Origin of the sequence: Candidatus Flexicrinis affinis (assembly GCA_016716525.1) — a bacterium.
Taxonomy (GTDB): Bacteria; Chloroflexota; Anaerolineae; order Aggregatilineales; family Phototrophicaceae; genus Flexicrinis; species Flexicrinis affinis.
The window spans coordinates 221,980-238,572 of record JADJWE010000004.1; the positions used below are offsets into that span (position 1 = coordinate 221,980).

At 66.6% G+C, this 16,593-nt stretch carries 12 protein-coding genes; 6 read left to right on the forward strand and 6 right to left on the reverse strand.

The annotated features are described in order from the left end of the window. Nucleotides 1–3 precede the first annotated feature (3 nt). The 6 genes from IPM16_13295 to IPM16_13320 are packed head-to-tail and all read right to left on the reverse strand — an operon-like array spanning nucleotide 4 to nucleotide 6,281. Complete coding sequence (locus IPM16_13295) at nucleotides 4–2,070, reverse strand: AAA family ATPase (protein MBK9124074.1); 2,067 nt, start codon at nucleotides 2,068–2,070, stop codon at nucleotides 4–6. Beyond that, complete coding sequence (locus tag IPM16_13300) at nucleotides 2,067–3,341, reverse strand: DUF4255 domain-containing protein (protein MBK9124075.1); 1,275 nt, start codon at nucleotides 3,339–3,341, stop codon at nucleotides 2,067–2,069. The genes IPM16_13295 and IPM16_13300 overlap by 4 nt, the downstream gene beginning before the upstream one ends. 13 nt (nucleotides 3,342–3,354) lie before the next feature. Then, a complete protein-coding gene (locus tag IPM16_13305; protein ID MBK9124076.1) occupies nucleotides 3,355–4,149 on the reverse strand; it encodes a hypothetical protein in 795 nt (264 codons plus the stop codon). Beyond that, nucleotides 4,146–4,925, reverse strand: a complete 780-nt coding sequence (locus tag IPM16_13310; GenBank protein ID MBK9124077.1) for a hypothetical protein — start codon at nucleotides 4,923–4,925, stop codon at nucleotides 4,146–4,148. Before IPM16_13310 ends, IPM16_13305 begins: the two co-directional genes overlap by 4 nt. A 28-nt stretch (nucleotides 4,926–4,953) precedes the next feature. Continuing rightward, nucleotides 4,954–5,454, reverse strand: a complete 501-nt coding sequence (locus tag IPM16_13315) for a phage tail protein (GenBank protein ID MBK9124078.1) — start codon at nucleotides 5,452–5,454, stop codon at nucleotides 4,954–4,956. A 14-nt stretch (nucleotides 5,455–5,468) separates the two neighbouring features. Next, nucleotides 5,469–6,281 (reverse strand): phage tail sheath family protein, encoded by an 813-nt coding sequence (locus IPM16_13320; protein ID MBK9124079.1) that lies wholly within the window; start codon nucleotides 6,279–6,281, stop codon nucleotides 5,469–5,471. Between the two features lie 2,007 nt (nucleotides 6,282–8,288). Between IPM16_13320 and IPM16_13325 the strand changes: the two genes are divergently transcribed. The 6 genes from IPM16_13325 to IPM16_13350 all read left to right on the forward strand — a co-directional run bounded on the left by IPM16_13325 (nucleotide 8,289) and on the right by IPM16_13350 (nucleotide 16,585). Continuing rightward, nucleotides 8,289–11,441 (forward strand): class I SAM-dependent DNA methyltransferase, encoded by a 3,153-nt coding sequence (locus tag IPM16_13325; protein ID MBK9124080.1) that lies wholly within the window; start codon nucleotides 8,289–8,291, stop codon nucleotides 11,439–11,441. Between the two features lie 353 nt (nucleotides 11,442–11,794). Beyond that, nucleotides 11,795–12,541, forward strand: coding sequence for a lysoplasmalogenase (locus tag IPM16_13330; protein MBK9124081.1), 747 nt, complete (start codon nucleotides 11,795–11,797; stop codon nucleotides 12,539–12,541). Nucleotides 12,542–12,670: 129 nt separating this feature from the next. Continuing rightward, on the forward strand, nucleotides 12,671–13,558 hold the full coding sequence (locus tag IPM16_13335) for a xanthine dehydrogenase family protein subunit M (GenBank protein MBK9124082.1): 888 nt from the start codon (nucleotides 12,671–12,673) through the stop codon (nucleotides 13,556–13,558). Between the two features lie 2 nt (nucleotides 13,559–13,560). Further along, nucleotides 13,561–14,043: a (2Fe-2S)-binding protein gene (locus IPM16_13340; GenBank protein MBK9124083.1), complete on the forward strand. Its 483-nt coding sequence runs from the start codon at nucleotides 13,561–13,563 to the stop codon at nucleotides 14,041–14,043. Beyond that, a complete protein-coding gene (locus tag IPM16_13345; protein MBK9124084.1) occupies nucleotides 14,040–16,316 on the forward strand; it encodes a xanthine dehydrogenase family protein molybdopterin-binding subunit in 2,277 nt (758 codons plus the stop codon). Before IPM16_13340 ends, IPM16_13345 begins: the two co-directional genes overlap by 4 nt. Continuing rightward, nucleotides 16,298–16,585, forward strand: a complete 288-nt coding sequence (locus tag IPM16_13350; GenBank protein MBK9124085.1) for a MoaD/ThiS family protein — start codon at nucleotides 16,298–16,300, stop codon at nucleotides 16,583–16,585. Before IPM16_13345 ends, IPM16_13350 begins: the two co-directional genes overlap by 19 nt. Nucleotides 16,586–16,593 lie beyond the last annotated feature (8 nt).

The window sequence follows — 16,593 nt, forward strand, 5'->3', positions numbered from 1 at the left end:
CCCTTAACCCAGCCGCGAGCGTTCTCGGTCGCTCAACGCGCGGCCTTCCTTCGCCATCTCGCGGTCGAGGCCGCGCAAAATGTGATCGGCGTGGATCGGCACGCCGTCGCGCCGCGCGGCGAACACCGCCGTCAGCACCGCGTACTTGATCTGCGCGCCGGTCAGTTCCAGCTCTGCCGCCAGCTTGTCGATCAGACCACCCAACCCGCGCACTGCCTGATCGCCGGCCAAGCCGTGAATCAGGCGCGTCCACAACGTATGGCGCTGTACGGGGTCCGGCTTGGCGAAGTCGAGCACATAGCGCAAGCGGCGCACGAAGGCCGGATCGATGTTGCCTTTGCGGTTGGTCGCCAGCACAGCGATCCCGTCGTAGTTCTCCAACGCCTGCAGCAAGTGGTTGGTATCGGTGTTGGCGAAGCGATCGTGTGCGTCCTTGACCTCGGTGCGGCGTGAGAACAGCGCGTCGGCTTCGTCGAAGAACAGCACGGCGTCCATCTCGGCCGCGCGGGTCAGAATACGCTGCAAGTGCTGCGAAGTCTCGCCGACGTACTTGCTGACGACCGACGACAGATCGACTCGGAACAAGTCGAGGCCCAGAGCGGCAGCGATCACCTGCGCGGCCATCGTCTTGCCGGTGCCGGGGCTGCCGGTGAACAGCGCGGCCAACCCGCGGCCTTGCGGAAACAGGCGGCGCACGCCAGTCTGCTCCCAGAACGTCGCGCGGTCGCCGGCCTCGTGGACGAAGTCGGTCAACGCGTCGCGCAAGGCAGGCGAGACGACCAGATCGTCCCACACGAACGGGCACTCCAACGGCTGCGCCAACCCGCCAAACAGATCGCGCTGCCGGTCGCGCAAGGCGTGCGCCATCGACTCGGCCGACGCGAACGGGACGCCGGCGGCGTCGGCGATGTCGCCCGGGCGGGCGTTGAAGCGCTCGGCCAGCACGATCAGCGAGTCGGGGCGGACCGCCGCGACCTGCGGCGCGACCGCGCGCCACAACTTCAGCCGCGTGTCGGTCGCTGGCGCGGGCAGTTCGATGCGGTGTTCGAGCGCGTCGTCGATCGGCGGTGCGCCGTCGGACGCTTCGCGTAAGACAAATTGCAGCGGAAAGTGCGGCACGCTGTTGGGCCATGCCCGGGCGAGCATCCCCGGCGCGCGCGATGTCCATGCCAGCGCGCAGCGGTGCAGGAAGGCGTGCCGTTGGGCGTGGACGAAGGCCGTCTCCCATTGATCGTCGGGGATGGCCGACACGTCAATCGCCAACAGCGGCATGCCGACCGCGGCGGATACACACGCCGCGAACGTCTTGCGGCCGCTGCGCTTGGGGGCGATCACGTGCAGCACGACCGTTCGGCCCGGCTGATCAGTCAAGGCTTGCGAGGCGAACGCCGCCTCGCCGTCGACGTCCCATTCCGGCAGCGGATCGAGCGGTGCGATCAAGCGCGCATGCCCGGCTAGCGCCGGGTCGAGATCGCCCTGACCGGCCAGCGCGTCGCGGATGACCGGGTCGAGGCGCAGCGGCGCGAACTGATCGCCGGCGGGGTCGCTGCCGGCCTCGATCATGCGCCAGCGCCGCAGCGGCGACGTCGCCGGCAGGGCCGTGAAGCGCCCGTGCCCGCACAGCCGCGCGATCAGGCCCAGCGTGGGGTACGGCCGCGCCGAGTCGTCATGCAGGTAGGCGAACAAGCGCGCCAATCCCGGATCGACCGCCGCGGCGAGGCACACGTGCAGCACGTCGCGGTCCAGCGCGTCGAGGCCGAACACGCGGATCAGTGCGGCGAGGCGGCTGTCGCGGTCGGCATCCAGCGCGGATTCGACGGCGTCGAGCCGGGCGGTCACGTCGGGCTGGGCGGCGTGATACTGCAGTTCAGCCGCGGGGTCATCCAGATCGTTCAGCAGCGCGTCGATCTCCGACGGTGCCGGCGTGCCGTTGACGGTGCTGCGCCGCTGCTCCAGCCACCGCAAGCGGCGTTCGGCCAGCAGGCGCACACGCAGCAGCACCGCGCCAAGCGCGGCATCGTCACTGGTGATGGCCGGCGGCTGAACGTGGAGGCGCGTGGGATCGGTCATGGCACTGTCACCCACTGCGGCGCGTTCTCCGCGCCGTTGATGATCAAGCGGACGCCGAGTCGTTCACCTGCCGCTGCTGTGGCCGGCAGGCGTGCGTTGAGCGTGGTCGCGTTCGGGATGTCGTACTCGCCGGGCTGCAGATTGGCGGGGACGGCGGCTTGCGTCAGCCGGTCAGCGCCGACGAACACCTGCACCATCTCCGGCGCGATGTCCGCGTGCTGGAAGATACGGCCAGTGACCGTGAAGCGCCCGGTGCCGTCCGGCACCGTGATCGCCGTGACCTCCGGCACGATGGCGAACGGCGTCTCATTCGACGACGACTCGAGGATCTTGGTGCCGGTCGAGGTCATGCGCCAGCGCTCGACCTTGACCGAGGCGGTATAGATGCCCGGCACGACGTCGATGCCGTCGACGGTGGTGCGCGCGGTGGCCGAAATGCGGCTCGACGTCGCGCTCACGTTCCACGCCGCGTCGACTTCGACCGGCGCGTCCCAGTCGGCGCGGCGGACTTGCAGCGCCACGCGGTCGCCGGTGAAGGCCGAGCCGAGCACGCTGAACGGCGTGTCGTAGGTGACCTGCGCCGGGCGCAGGTCGAGGGCGCGCGGATCCATCTCGCCCGGAATGGTGAACGAAATGACGTTCTCGGTCGCTTCGGCATGCGGCGCGTCGCTGGGCAGCGGGAATACGTTGTAGGTCAGCACGCGGCCCGCCCGCACACGCGGCTCTTCCGGTTCGAGCTTGACCACGGCGACGTGATAATACGCGGCCAGCCGCTGCGGCGAACTGCCGGCCGTCCAATACGCCACCGAGTCGTCCTGCTTGATCGGCAGCATGGCGACGCGGAAGGCGTTGCTGGCGCCGCGCAGCAGCGGGTGCATGACGAGGTTGCCGGCGACCAGCGTGGTGTCGTCCACCAACGGGTGGTCGTGCAGCGCCTTCATCGCCAGCCCCATCATCAGCTGCTCGCGGTAGACGCTGTTAGTGTTGTCGATGTCGCTGTGCGCTGTAAGCAGGTAATACAGGTTGAGGCCCATCGGCGTATAGCGCACCGGCACGTCACTGACGCCGGGGATGTAGGTGTTCTTGCCGGTGGTGTCCTCGGTGACGTGATACAGGTAGAACCCGAGCGTGTTGTCCCCCGTGAGCCGATCCGGCGGGTACGGGTCGACGCTGAGTGTGTTCGCGGGGTTCCACGCCGTCGAGTTCGTGATCTGCGAATTGATCAGATCGATCAGCGATTGAGTCACCAGCGAGAGGTCAAGCAGTGCCATAGGGTCAGCGTCCTTACATTTGTCCGATGCCGTAGCCGCGCTTCGAGCGCACGCCGGGGCGTGGCGCGGGTGAGGCACGGCGCGCGGCACGGGCGGGTCGCGGGCGGGCCGGCGGCGGCGCGGCCTTCTGCACCACTTCCACGACGATCTCGCCGATCGAGATCGTTGTCTCGGGCGCGGGCGCAGGTGACGGCACAGGGGCCGGAGAGTCATCGTCGCGCGGCGGTTCAATTATCACGGGCGGCAGGGCCGGCGGTGCGGCGTGCGCCTCCAGTTCAGGCGTTGGCGGCTGAAGCGTACGGATCGGCGTCTCACTATCGCTCAGCTCGGCGGACCGCAAAGTCGGTTCGCTCTGTGGCGGTTCGAGCGGCACGGGTGCGGGCGGCGTGCTGTCCCGCATCTCGACCCGTTCCACGATTCGCTCATGGGTTTCGATCACCGGCGCGGACGGCTCAGGCGGCGGTGCAAGTTCGACCGGTTCCGGCGCGGCGAGCGGAACGTCACGTGTCCGTTCGACCGTCACAACCTCCGTGATCGCCGGTGGCGCGTGCGGCGGTTCGAGGGCGTCGAACTGCTCCGCGAGCAGTGAGTCGTGCGGCTGTGGCACAGGCGCAAACGCGGGTGGCACCAGCGGCGGCTCGACCGGTGGCGAGGATGGGGCTATGGGCACGTTCGTCAACGGCGCAGCGTCGGCGGCTTCGGCCTCGGCGAACGGGTCGATCACCGGCGCGGGTGGCGGGGCTGGTACAGGTTGAACCGCCGGGGCATCTCCCAACCGGCTGACGAGGCGCTCGAAATAGCCACTCATGCGCCGGTCCTCCGCAGTGTGCCGACCGCCGACCGCGTGCCGCTGCCGGCACTTCGTTCGATCAAGGCGAGATAGCGCCGCCGCTCAGTGCGCGACAGCGAGAGGATTTCGTCCAGCCCCCAGTGATAGGCGACGGCCAGCGCATGCACTTCGTTCGGCAGGCGCTTCTGGTCGTCGATCAGCCGTTTGAGCAGGTACTGACCGATGTCGAAGCGGATGTGCTGCACCGCGCCGCATTCCGGGCACGTCGCGTCGAGATCGACGTTAATCAGCGGCGCGACGGCTTCCATGGCGGCCTCGACCGCGTCGACGTCAGCCGCGCCGTCTACGGTGCAGCGGCGGGCCAGTTCGCGCCGCGCATCATCCGCCCGCAGGCCCATCACGGCCAGTTCGTCGGCGCCGGTGGGCAGGCGGAAGCGCGTGCCGTCGTGCTCGAAGGTGCCGTCCGACCCGATCGACTGCATCGGCAGCGCCGCCAACACGTCGGTCAGCGCGAACGACAGGTCGTAGCGCGCGTCGCAGCGGGCGCACTGCGGGCTGGATGCGATCAGATCGCCGTAGGTGTGCACATAAATCCCGGCCAGCACGCGGTCGCGCAGAGGCGAGGTCAGCCCCGCGGCGTTGCCGGGGCCGGCCAGCGCGCCAGTGCGCGCGACCAGCACCCGGTCGATCAGTCCCAGCGCCGCCGGCAAATCCGAATTGTCGATCCCGCGTTCATCGTGCCCGTTGAGCGAGCGTAGTTCAACCCACCCGCCGGGCAGCTTCCACACGCTCATAAGGGGGTTCGCTTTCTAACGACTTCGCCTAAGGTTCCTTCGGTTCCGTAACTGCCGTATCGCGTTCCCATCCTTCGAGCTGCAGCACGATCGTCTGAATGGCGACCGCGTTGGCGTTGGCGTCGAGTTCCGGCAGCGCCTGAAACTCCGACACCCAGCAGCGGAAAAGCTTGTAGGCTTGCACGACTTGCCCGGCCTCGTTCATGAGCTGGATCACGATGTCCTTGCGGAAGTTCTCCAGCGACGCGACGACGCCGGCCTGCACGTCATAGACCAGATTGGCCCAGTTTTCGAACTCCGGATCGTGGGTGACGCCGCGTTCGAGCGTGACCGCCTCATAGCGCGAGCCGGCCGGCGAATGGCGCGGCGTGCTCGGGTCGCCGCCCTCGCGGTGCGAGACGACCTCGGTCGTGCGCTTGAGCGCGCTCACCTTGCTGATGCCGGCGACTGCACGGCCGTCCCACCATACGCGGAACATATAGTTCTTGTACGGGTCGAAACGATGAGTGTTGACTGTAAATTGCGCCATGGTTATCCGTCCTCCTAGACCTCAAGCTGTCCGGCCATCTGCTGCAAGGACAGGATCACGAACTCGGCAGGCTTGAGGGGGGCGAACCCCACAATGATGTTGACGATGCCGAGGTTGCGGTCGTTCTGGGTGGTCGTCTCCGAGTCGCATTTGACGAAGTAGGCGTCGGTGGGCTTGGTGCCCTGGAACGCGCCGCGCCGGTACAACCCGTGCATGAACGCGCCGACGTTGAGGCGGATCTGCGCCCAAAGCGGCTCGTCGTTGGGTTCGAACACGACCCACTTGAGGGACCGGTACAGGCTTTCTTCGATGAACAGCGCCAGCCGCCGGATCGGCACGTACTTGTATTCGCTGGCGAAGTCGTCTGCGCCGTCGTTGGTGCGCGCGCCGTACACGACCAGCCCGTTGGGGAAGTCGCGCAGGGCGTTGACGCCGACCGGGTTGACCATTCCGTGCTCAAGGTCGGTGATGCGCTGTTCCAGCCCGACGATGCCGCGGATGTCCGCTTCGACACCGGCCGGGGCCTTCCACACGCCGCGGCGGCTGTCGGTGCGAGCATAGACGCCGGCCACTGCTCCGGCCGCGCCGATCGTCTTCTTCTTCTTGCCGTCGGAAATCACGACGCGCGGGTAGTAGATGGCGCTGTGGTCCTTCACCACGCCGATGCGCGCGGCAGCGACTTTGCTGGCCGCCTCGGACGGGCTCTTCCAGTCGGTCGGCGCGTCCATGACGAGTATGGCCCGCCGCTGTTGGCAGAACACGCTGGCTGGCCCGTACACGAGGCCGAGGGCGGCGGCACCGGGATCGGTGTCCTCCGGCAAGACCATAATGTTGAACAGGTCGACCTGCTTATCCACCAGCGGGAAGGCGTTGGTGTAGTCGGAGAGCTGCGGCGCCGAACCGTCGGTGACCGGGGCCGTCGCCGCACCGGTGGTATCGACCGCCGGGGTGGGTGTCTGGAAACCGGCCAGCGCGCCTGCACCGAGGCTGTAGTAGCGTGCGTTGCGGTTGAACAGCGCGCCGACGTTGGTCGCGGCCGTCGCGATCGTGCCGACCGTGTTGGCCGACCCGCGCGAGGTCGTCAGGACGAGCCTATAGCCGGCCACGCTGGCCGACCAGAAGAAGGTCGTCGGGTTGGCGTTCTTGTAGGTGTTGATCGCGTCCGCAAGGCGGGACAGGACTTCGAGCAAGCCGCCGGCGGAATTGCGCCACAGCGGATCGGTGCCGATCGCGCCGCCGCTGGCCAGCAGGTTGACGGGCACGGCGACGGTGGTCGGCGCGCCGCTGGAGTCGAAGGCGTCGAGCGTGATCGACGTGATCTGCCCGTGCTGCACGTCGGCGAGCTGACGCAGCACGGCCGGATCGCTGGCGCGCAGCGCGATTCCGGTTGGGGCCGGGCGGCGTGCGCTGTAGGCGCCGACCTCCAAGCCACCTTGGGCCGTGCCGAGCTTGAGCGCCGCCGTGACGTCGCCCGTGCCGGACGGCTGAATCAGCACACTGCCGGTGTTCGATGCCGCGTTCGACGTGATCTTCAGCACCGACGTGGCGTTGGCGGCGGTCACGCCGTCGTCCAGAGTCGCGCCCGCGCCTGCCGCCGGGAATTCGCCCGCAGGACGCAGTTCGACCGTTACCGACAGGCCGGGCTCGCCGGCCGCGGCCAGTGCGGTGTTGATCGTTGTGGCGATGGCCGTCTCAAGGTCGGCGATCACCGAGGCGGCGGGGAGCGCACCCACGTCGATCGTGCCGAGGTTGACCGGGATGAAGCGCGAACCGTCCACGCTGATCATCAGGCGGCTGTTGGGCTGCGCCGTGCCGAGCCGCGCGGCCCATTGGCTGCGGAAGCTCGACAGCGCGCCGGAGGCGTACAGCACCGGCTGACCCGACATGCTGAACCCGTTGGACGTGGCGGGCAGGCCCGCGCCGGCCTCCGCCTTGACCAGCGCCGAGTTAGACGTGATGACCGTCGGCGCGTAGAGCGGCGAGGCCGGATCCATCGACAGGTTCTTGTAGCTCTCGGTCTCGAGGATCGAGACGCGCCCGCCGGCATCGACCTCCTCGCGGAAGATGTCGAGGTTGAAGGTCGACTCGGGGTTGGCGCCGCCGTAGCTGACCGTGGCACGCACCGTTTCGCCGATCGCGCCCGGGTACCGGGCGGTCAGCACCAGTGATTGCGTGACGTTGTCCTCGGCGTGGAGGGCGGTTTGGGCGAAGGTCGCGCCGTTGGCGATGCGCATGACATAACATTCGGTGCCGCCGTTAAGGAAGAACAGGCGGACATGGTCGGGGAGCGTGCTTTGCGTCGTGTCGTTGGAAAACGTGCGCTCAAAATCGGTATAGGTCGTCAGCCGGACGGCTTGGTTCAGCGGGCCTTTCTTGGTGCGCCCGATGAACATGCCGATCGACGTGCTGACCCCTGCGATCGTCCGGACGCCGCTGGAAATCTCCTGAACGTAGACGCCCGGATAGGTCGGCGTGACTGCCATCGTCCCCTCCTTAACGTAAAGTGCACCTGCGAGAAGTTGGCACGCCATGGGTGCGCGGAAGGCTGCCTCGGGTGAGGGGATCTCACCCGATAATTCGAGTCTACACCTGAAGGAATCGGCCCGCTGAGCGGCATGAAAGCAGCAGACCAACGCTAATAGGGCAAACGTCCTGAGTTACAACCTGTACGCGCGCGTGTTTGTGCGTTCACTCATCACACTCTCATAGTTGGGGCGTGAGCGGCGTAACCGCCTTAGCGCATACCCGCGAAACAGGGTGGGGCGTGGAAGGGGACGTCACAATCCGCTAGAATCGTCGTTCTGATCGAGTCACCGGCACGTTAGGCACCGCCCATGATTTCGCCCAAGGATTTTGTCGAGCGTTGGGAAAAGGCCGAGCTGCGCGAGCAGCAGGCGGCGCAGAGCCACTTCAACGAGCTGTGCCAGTTGGTGAACCAGAAGACGCCGACCGAGCGCGACCCGAAGGGCGAGTTCTTCACCTTCGAGCAGCACGTGACCAAAGAGGGCGGCGGCGCGGGCCGCGCGGACGTGTGGTTCAAGGGCCACTTTGCGTGGGAGTACAAGGGCAAGCTGAAAGACCTCGACGCGGCCTATCAGCAGCTTCTGGCCTACCGCAGCGACCTCGACAACCCGCCGCTGCTGGTGGTGTCGGACATGCTCGAATACCGCATCTACCCGCAGTTCACCAACCTCAGCGGCCAGCCGATTAAGTTCTACAACCGCGACCTGCTGGACGAGAAAACGCGCGACTTCATCCGCTGGCTGCTGACCGACCCGGAGCAGTTCCGGCAGTACCTCGAACAGCAGCGCCGCGCCAGCGAGGCCCTGACCGAAAAGCTGGCGCACGAGTTCGCCGAACTGGCGCGCCTGATGCGCGAGCATCCGACCAAAGCGGCGCCCAAGTGGGAGTCGATGCAGATCGCCCGCTTCCTCACCAAGCTGGTGTTTGCGCTGTTCGCCGAGGATGTCGGCCTGATGCCGGAGCCGTTCGATCAGCCGGTGTTCCGCTATCTGGTCGAAGGCGTGCGTCACGTACCGGAGTCGTTCGTGATGGAGCTTCAGCGGCTGTTCGAGGCGATGAACGGCGCGACGCCGCAGTTCGTCTCGCGGCTGGTGCCGTACTTCGACGGCGGGCTGTTCAAAGACTCCGCCCCCGGCGCGAACGACGGCCTCGAAGTGCTCGACCTGACCGAGATTCCGGGCGCGATCGACCTGCTCGAAAAGGTGGCCGACCGCGACTGGCGCAAGGTCGACCCGACCATCTTCGGCAACCTGTTCGAAGGCGCGCTGGACGAGAACAAGCGGGCGCAGTTGGGCGCGCACTACACGTCCGAGAAGGACATCCGCCTCGTCATCGACCCGGTGCTGATGGCGCCGCTGCTGCGCGAGTGGGAAACGACCCGCACCAAAGCCGAGCCGCTGCTGCAAACCTTCCTCACATCGGACTCGCCGCGCGACGTGGCCGAGGCCGAGACGAAGCTCAAGCATCTGCGCGACGCGTTCAACGACCGGCTTGGATCGGTGACCGTGCTCGACCCGGCCTGCGGCAGCGGCAACTTCCTGTACGTCAGCCTGAAGGCGATGAAAGACCTCGAACGGCGGGCGCGCGAGCTGTTCCAGCCGGTCGAGCCGGCATCCTTCCGCGACGTGGTGACGCCGCGCCAGTTCTACGGCATCGAAAAGGACGAGTTCGCGGCGCGGCTGGCGCACGTCGTGCTGTGGATCGGCTACTTGCAGTGGCGTTACGAGGACGAGGGGATTTTGCACTGGCAGAAGCCGCGCCAACAGCCGCACCCGCGCGCGCTGCCCAAGCCGATTCTGGACGACCGCGACACGCCCGACGCTCCGCCGCGCATCCTGAACGACGACGCGATATTGCGCTATGACGGTGCCGGAAATCCGTATGAACCCGAGTGGCCGGCGGCGGAGGTGATCGTCGGCAACCCACCGTTCTTGGGGGACAAGAACATGCGCGGTGAACTAGGGGACACTTACACAGAGACACTTCGGGAACTGTACGACGGCCGCATTCCGGGTGGCGCAGACTTGGTGACGTACTGGTTTGAGAAAGCGCGCGCGAAGATTGAGGCTGGGAACGCACGTCGCGCCGGATTGATTGCGACAAATGGGATACGACACGGTGCAAATCGCGTGGTGCTGGAGCGCATCAAAGAAAACATAGGAATCTTTAGTGCCTATGGTGATCGCCCGTGGATTCTAGCTGGCGCGGCGGTTCGGATTTCAATTGTCGGGTTTGGGGAGAACAGTGGTGTCTCACCGGAACTGGACGGCGAATCGGTTGAGCAGATCAATTCGGATCTCTCCGCGGGTGTTGATGCAAAAGCAGCGGCTGTTCTAGCCGAAAATGCAAACATTTCGTTTCTCGGAATGATGAAAGCCGGGCCGTTTGACATCTCGGACTTACAAGCGAATCAAATGCTAAAGGCCGTCAATCCCAGCGGACGGCCAAACTCGGATGTCGTCAAGCGACGGGTAGGTGGACAGGACGTTACCGGGCGTACCCAGCAAAGTTGGATTATCGACTTCGGAACCAACATGCCTGAGTCTGAAGCGAAAACGTATGTGACACCATTTGAGTATGTGTTGGCAAAAGTCGAGCCGATCCGCAGACAAAACCGCAGAAGCCGCACACGCGAGCGTTGGTGGATATATGGCGAGGCGAGGCCGGGTTTACGCAGAGCGATCAATCCGTTACCACGCTACATCGCAACGGCCGAGGTTGCGAAACACCGCATTTTCGTATGGGTTGAGAAAGATGTAATCCCAGATCATACGCTGCATGTCATCGCACGAGACGACGACTACTTCTTTGGCGTATTGCACAGCTATCCGCACGAGTTATGGTCACTGCGGGTCGGGAATCGTATGGGCGTTGGCAACGACCCGCGATACAACTCGTCAACAACGTTTCAGACGTACCCGTTCCCGTGGCCGCCGGGACAGGAGCCGGGGGCGCCGGAAACCCTCACCCCCAGCGGCGAAACAGACCTCACCCCCGGCCCCTCTCCCGAGGAGAGGGGAGACGGACACGTGACGGATTCGGAAGCCCCTCTCTCCGGGAGAGGGGTTTGGGGTGAGGTTTCTTCGGACGGGGCCGACAAAGTGCAGGCGATTGCAGTCGCCGCGGCGCGACTTCATCAGGAACGTGACGCGTGGCTCAACCCGCCCGACCTGCTGGCGCTCGACCTGTCCGGCGACAGCAGGGAGATCAAGGAACGCACGCTCACCAACCTGTACAACGCGGTGGCCGCCGCACGCGGCAGCACGGAAAAGCTCGGCAAGCTGGTCGATGCGGCGCGCAAGTTTGCCCCGCGCATGATCGAACTGCACGACGCGCTCGACGCGGCGGTGCTGTCGGCCTACGGCTGGGACGACCTCATCGGCCGACTGCGTACCCCTGACGGTGACGAGGAACTGCTGCGTCGCCTGCTGGCGGAGAATCAGCGCCGGGCGGCGGCGGAATAGGCGCGACATCGGCCCCAGTCGACTTCATCCTCCGGTGGCAAAACAGACCTCACCCCCGGCCCCTCTCCCGAGGAGAGGGGAGAAAGACACACGCCGGATTTGAAAGCCCCTCTCTCCGGGAGAGGGGTTTGGGGTGAGGTTCGTCGGGAAAGGGGCAGCGACGCGGAGTGAGGTTGGTAGCGGAGAAAGACACACGCCGGAGACAGAAGCCCCTCGCCCCTTGAGGGAGAGGGGTTTGGGGTGAGGGGGCAGAAGATCAGCGGCGCGGAGTGAGGTTTGAACCCCTGTCAGCGCCAAACGCGGTACAGTCTACGTCACAACGCGTGTGCGCAGACTGTTGAACTGGACGGGCTATGTTGACCGAAACGATGCCGGGACTACTGCTCGGGCTGCTGGGGGCGGTCTGGGCGGCGCTGCTGTTTGGCGGGCTAATCGTGGGCACGCCGAACAGCGAACGCACGGGCCGGATCCCGACATGGATGCGGATGGGGTCGTCGTTGACGTTGGTCGTGGCCGCGTGGACGTTCGCCCTGCTGCTCAGAACTACGCCGCACGCGGATATCGCGCTGCTGGCGGCGGCCGGCATGACGCTCGGCTTTGTCGGCGATCTGTTCATGGCGAAATTGATCATCCGCTCGGAACAGTCGGTGTTCGGCGGGATTGGCGCCTTCGGGCTGGGGCATGTGGCCTACATCGCGGCGCTGATCGGCATCGCAAGCCAGTTCGGATTGCAAGACGCCGCCCCGCGCTGGGCGGCACTGGGGCTGGCGCTGGCGTTCGGCGCGGCGTGCTGGTACGTCGTCGTGCTGCGCGGCGCGGCGTCACCATCTGCCTTGCATTGGGCCGCACTGCCCTATGCGCTCCTGCTGGCGACCACCGCCGGATTGGCTGGGGGGCTGGCGCTGCAGGATGCGCGCTTTATTCCCGTTGCGATCGGCGGGCTGTTGTTCCTGACGAGTGATCTGATCCTCGCGGCGCAGCTTTTCAATCAGGCGTACTTTCCGTGGATCAGCGACTGGGTGTGGCTGACCTACGGCCCGGCGCAGATGCTGATCGTCTACGGGTTGGGGCTGGCGCTCTCCAGCGCCGCGGCGAGCTAGTCAGCGAGAGTCGGCAGGGCAGAGGGCGATCTCCCAACCGAGACGGAAGCCGCCACCCGCATGGTAGGGTCCGGCGCGCGCATGGTATAGTCTGCCGGCAAAGCTTGCTCCGACAGAGGAGGGCTGGCCGTGACATCCTTCGACTATGTCGTCGCGCGCAGCATCGACGACGTGACATCGCTGTTGAACCGCGACGGAATGCGGGCCGGTATTCTGGCAGGCGGAACCGATTTGTTGGTGCAGCTGCGGGAACACCGGCGCGCGCTCGATCTGGTGATCGACGTCAAGCACATCCCCGAACTGAACACGTTGGCGTACGATCCGGCATCCGGCCTGACCATCGGCGCGGCGGTCTCGTGCCTGCGTATCTGCGGCGATGCCGACGCCCAGAATCGTTATCCCGGTCTGGTGGATGCCGTTAAGCTGATCGGCGGCACGCAAATTCAGGGCCGGGCGACGCTCGGCGGCAATCTGGTCAACGCGTCGCCGGCGGCGGACTCGATCCCTGCGCTGATCGTGCATCAGGCCGTGGTCGACATCGCCGGCCCGCACGGACGCCGAAGCGTGCCGGTGGAGTCGTTCTGTACGGCGCCCGGTCGCACGGTCCTGCAAGCAGGCGAGTTCGTCGTCAGCCTGCGCATTCCGCCGCCGGTCGCCGGCTTCGGCGCGCACTATCAGAGGTTCATCCCGCGCAACGAAATGGACATCGCGGTGGTCGGGGCCGGGGCCGCGGTATGGCTCTCGCCGGACGGGTCGCGGTTCGAGCGCGTCCGCGTGGCGCTTGCGGCGGTCGCGCCGGTGCCGTTGTACATCCCCGAGATCGGCGAACGCCTGAGCGGTCAACCCGTCTCCGATGCGTTGGTCGACGAAGCAGGCCGAATCGCTGCGTCCGCCGCACGACCGATCAGCGACGTACGCGGTACCGCAGAGCAGCGCACGCATTTGTCCGCTGTGCTCACACGCCGTGCCTTGACCGCTGCCATCGCACGCGCTCGTCAACCGCTCGCGGAGGGTTAACCATGCCGACCAAAGTGTTCGTAGAGGCGCAGATCAACGGCGACCCGGTGTCCTTCCTGTGCGAGCCGCAGCAAAGCCTGCTGGAGGTGCTGCGCGACGTCCTGGTTCTCACCGGGACCAAGGAAGGGTGCAGCAACGGAAACTGCGGGGCATGCAGCGTCATCCTGAACGGCGTGCTGGTCGATTCGTGTCTCGTGCTTGGTGTCGAGGCGCAGGGCGCGACCATCGAGACGATCGAGGGCATGTCGGGACCGGGCGGGCTGCACCCGATCCAGCAGAAGTTCCTGAGCCACGCGGCGCTGCAGTGTGGCATCTGCACGCCGGGCCTGATTATGGCGACCAAGGCGCTGCTGGATCGCAATCCGAACCCGACCGAACACGAAGCGCGGTTGTGGCTGGCGGGTAACCTGTGCCGCTGCACCGGTTATGACAAGATCGTCCGGGCCGTCCTCGATGCGGCCGAAGCGGTGAGGGACACGCCATGATTGAGGAACTCAAGCCGGCCGAGGCGACATACCGCGTCATCGGCACGCGGCAGGACCGCTACGACGCGACCGACAAGGTCACCGGGCGGGCGCAGTACGGGGCGGACGTCCGCCTCCCGAACATGCTCTACGGCAAGGTGCTGCGCAGCCCACACGCGCACGCCGTGATTCGCGTTATCGACACCCGCGCCGCGGAGGCGCTTCCCGGCGTGAAAGCGGTCGTGACCGCGGCGGACTTCCCACGCGTGGGCGGCAAGCTGATCGACGTAGGCGAGGGCGGCAGCGCCGACCTGCGCTATCAGGCGGAAAACGTGATGGCCCGCGACAAGGTGCTGTTCGTGGGGCACCCGGTCGCGGCGGTGTGCGCGACGTCGGCCAGCATCGCCGAACAGGCGTTGGCGCTGATCGCCGTCGAGTACGTACTCCTGCCGCTTGTGCTGGACGTCCGCGAGGCGATGCAGCCCGGCGCGCCGATCCTGCACGACGAGATGCGCACCGACGAGATGGGGCAGCGCGGCAGCGATCCCAGCAACGTGTCGGAGCATCTGCGCCACGAACTGGGCGACGTCGAGGCGGGCTTCCGCGAGGCGGCGGTCGTCATCGAACGCGAGGTCGTCACCGCGCCGGTGCATCAGGGCTATATCGAGCCGCACAACGCGACGGCGCTTTACAACGCCGCTGGACAGCTCACAATCTGGTGCAGCACGCAAGGCTCGTTCGGGATCCGGGGCCAAGTCGCGGACATCCTCGACGTGCCCGTCGCGGATGTGCGCGTGGTACCGACCGAGATCGGCGGTGGCTTCGGCGGGAAGAACCGCACGTACCTCGAACCGATCGCCGCGGTACTGTCGCGCAAGGCGGGGTGTCGTCCGGTGCAGGTGCTCATGAACCGTGCCGAAGACTTGATGGCGACCGGGCAGGCGGCCGGTTCGTACATTCGCGTCAAGCTCGGCGCAGACTCACGCGGGAAGCTTGTCGCCGGTCAAGCAGAGCTGGCCTACGAGGCGGGCGCGTATCCGGGCGGCTCGTTCGTCGGGGCCGGCGCCGCGATGCTGCTCGCGGCGTATGACATCCCCAACGTGCAGATCGACGGCTACGACGTCGTGCTGAACAAGTCGCAGGTTGCCGCGTACCGCGCGCCGGGCGCGCCCAACGCGGTCTTCGCCAGCGAGGTGCTGATCGACCAGATGGCCGAGCATTTCGGCATGGATCCGATCGAATACCGGCTGATGAACCTCAACGACGAGGGCGGGCGGCGTCCGGACGGACTGCTCCAGCCGCGGACCGGGATGCGCGAAGCACTGGAGGCGGCCCGCAATCACCCGCATTACGCGGCGCCGCTGGACGGCCCGAACCGCGGGCGCGGCGTCGCGTGCGGGTATTGGGACAATTACGGCGGGCGGTCGAGCGCGTCGGCGAGCATCAACAGCGACGGGACGATCAGCCTGATCATCGGCTCGATCGATTTGAGCGGCGAGCGCACCGCCACGGCGATGCAGCTTGCCGAGACGCTCGGCATTTCCGTCGACGAGATCGCGCCGCAGGTCGGTGACACGAACTCGGTCGCCGATACCGAAGGCAGTTACGGAAGCCGCACGACGTTTGCGACGGGCTGGGCGGCGATCATGCTCGGGCGCAAGATCATCGCTGAGATGAAGGAACGCGCCGCCCTTCTTTGGGAGACGACGGCGGATGCGGTCGGCTACGACTCGGGCGTGTTCCGGGCCAACGGCAGTGCGATCGACTTCAAGACGCTGGGCGCGCAGCTTGGCGACCTCGGCGGCCCGATCACCGTAAGCGTGACGGTCAACCCGTCCGGGCTTGGGCCGGGAGTGGCGTGCCACATCGTCGATGTCGAGGTCGATCCGGACACCGGCAAGGTCGAGATTCTGCGCTACACCGCCGTGCAGGACGCGGGCAAGGCCGTGCATCCGACCTTTGTCGAGGGGCAGATTCAGGGCGGCGTCGTGCAGGGCATCGGCTGGGCGTTGAACGAGGCGTATATGTACGGCGACGACGGGCGACTGCTCAACGCCAGCCTGCTCGACTACCGGATGCCGACCAGCCTTGACGTGCCGATGATCGACACGGTGATCGTGGAAGTGCCGAACCCGCACCATCCATTCGGCGTGCGCGGCGTGGGCGAGGTGCCGATTGCGCCGCCGCCGGCCGCGATTGCGAACGCGATCTACCGCGCGGTGGGCGTGCGCATGACCGTGCTGCCCATGTCGCCGGCCAACGTGCTCGCCGCGCTGTGGGCCAAGGGCGGGTAACGGTCGTGGCGACCGTGTTCATCCCGCCGCTGCTGCGCGACCTGACCGCGGGGCAGAACCGCGTGGACGTGCCGGGCGATACGATCCGCGCGGTGATTGCGGAACTGGACCGGCGTTATCCGGGCATCGGCGGGCGGCTGACCGAGGACGGACGCCTGCGCCCCGGCATGTCGCTGGTGGTGGACAACGCGGTCAGCCGGGCGGGGATGCGCCAGCGCGTGTCCGCGACGAGCGAGGTGCACTTCCTGCCGTCGATGAGCGGGGGGTAGGGGCAGCG

Coding starts and splice junctions, on each gene's coding strand:
- IPM16_13315 (MBK9124078.1), bottom strand. CDS start 5,454: ATGGCGCAATTTACAGTCAACACTCATCGTTTCGACCCGTACAAGAAC.
- IPM16_13295 (MBK9124074.1), bottom strand. CDS start 2,070: ATGACCGATCCCACGCGCCTCCACGTTCAGCCGCCGGCCATCACCAGT.
- IPM16_13320 (MBK9124079.1), bottom strand. CDS start 6,281: ATGGTCTTGCCGGAGGACACCGATCCCGGTGCCGCCGCCCTCGGCCTC.
- IPM16_13300 (MBK9124075.1), bottom strand. CDS start 3,341: ATGGCACTGCTTGACCTCTCGCTGGTGACTCAATCGCTGATCGATCTG.
- IPM16_13345 (MBK9124084.1), top strand. CDS start 14,040: ATGATTGAGGAACTCAAGCCGGCCGAGGCGACATACCGCGTCATCGGC.
- IPM16_13330 (MBK9124081.1), top strand. CDS start 11,795: ATGTTGACCGAAACGATGCCGGGACTACTGCTCGGGCTGCTGGGGGCG.
- IPM16_13325 (MBK9124080.1), top strand. CDS start 8,289: ATGATTTCGCCCAAGGATTTTGTCGAGCGTTGGGAAAAGGCCGAGCTG.
- IPM16_13340 (MBK9124083.1), top strand. CDS start 13,561: ATGCCGACCAAAGTGTTCGTAGAGGCGCAGATCAACGGCGACCCGGTG.
- IPM16_13305 (MBK9124076.1), bottom strand. CDS start 4,149: ATGAGTGGCTATTTCGAGCGCCTCGTCAGCCGGTTGGGAGATGCCCCG.
- IPM16_13310 (MBK9124077.1), bottom strand. CDS start 4,925: ATGAGCGTGTGGAAGCTGCCCGGCGGGTGGGTTGAACTACGCTCGCTC.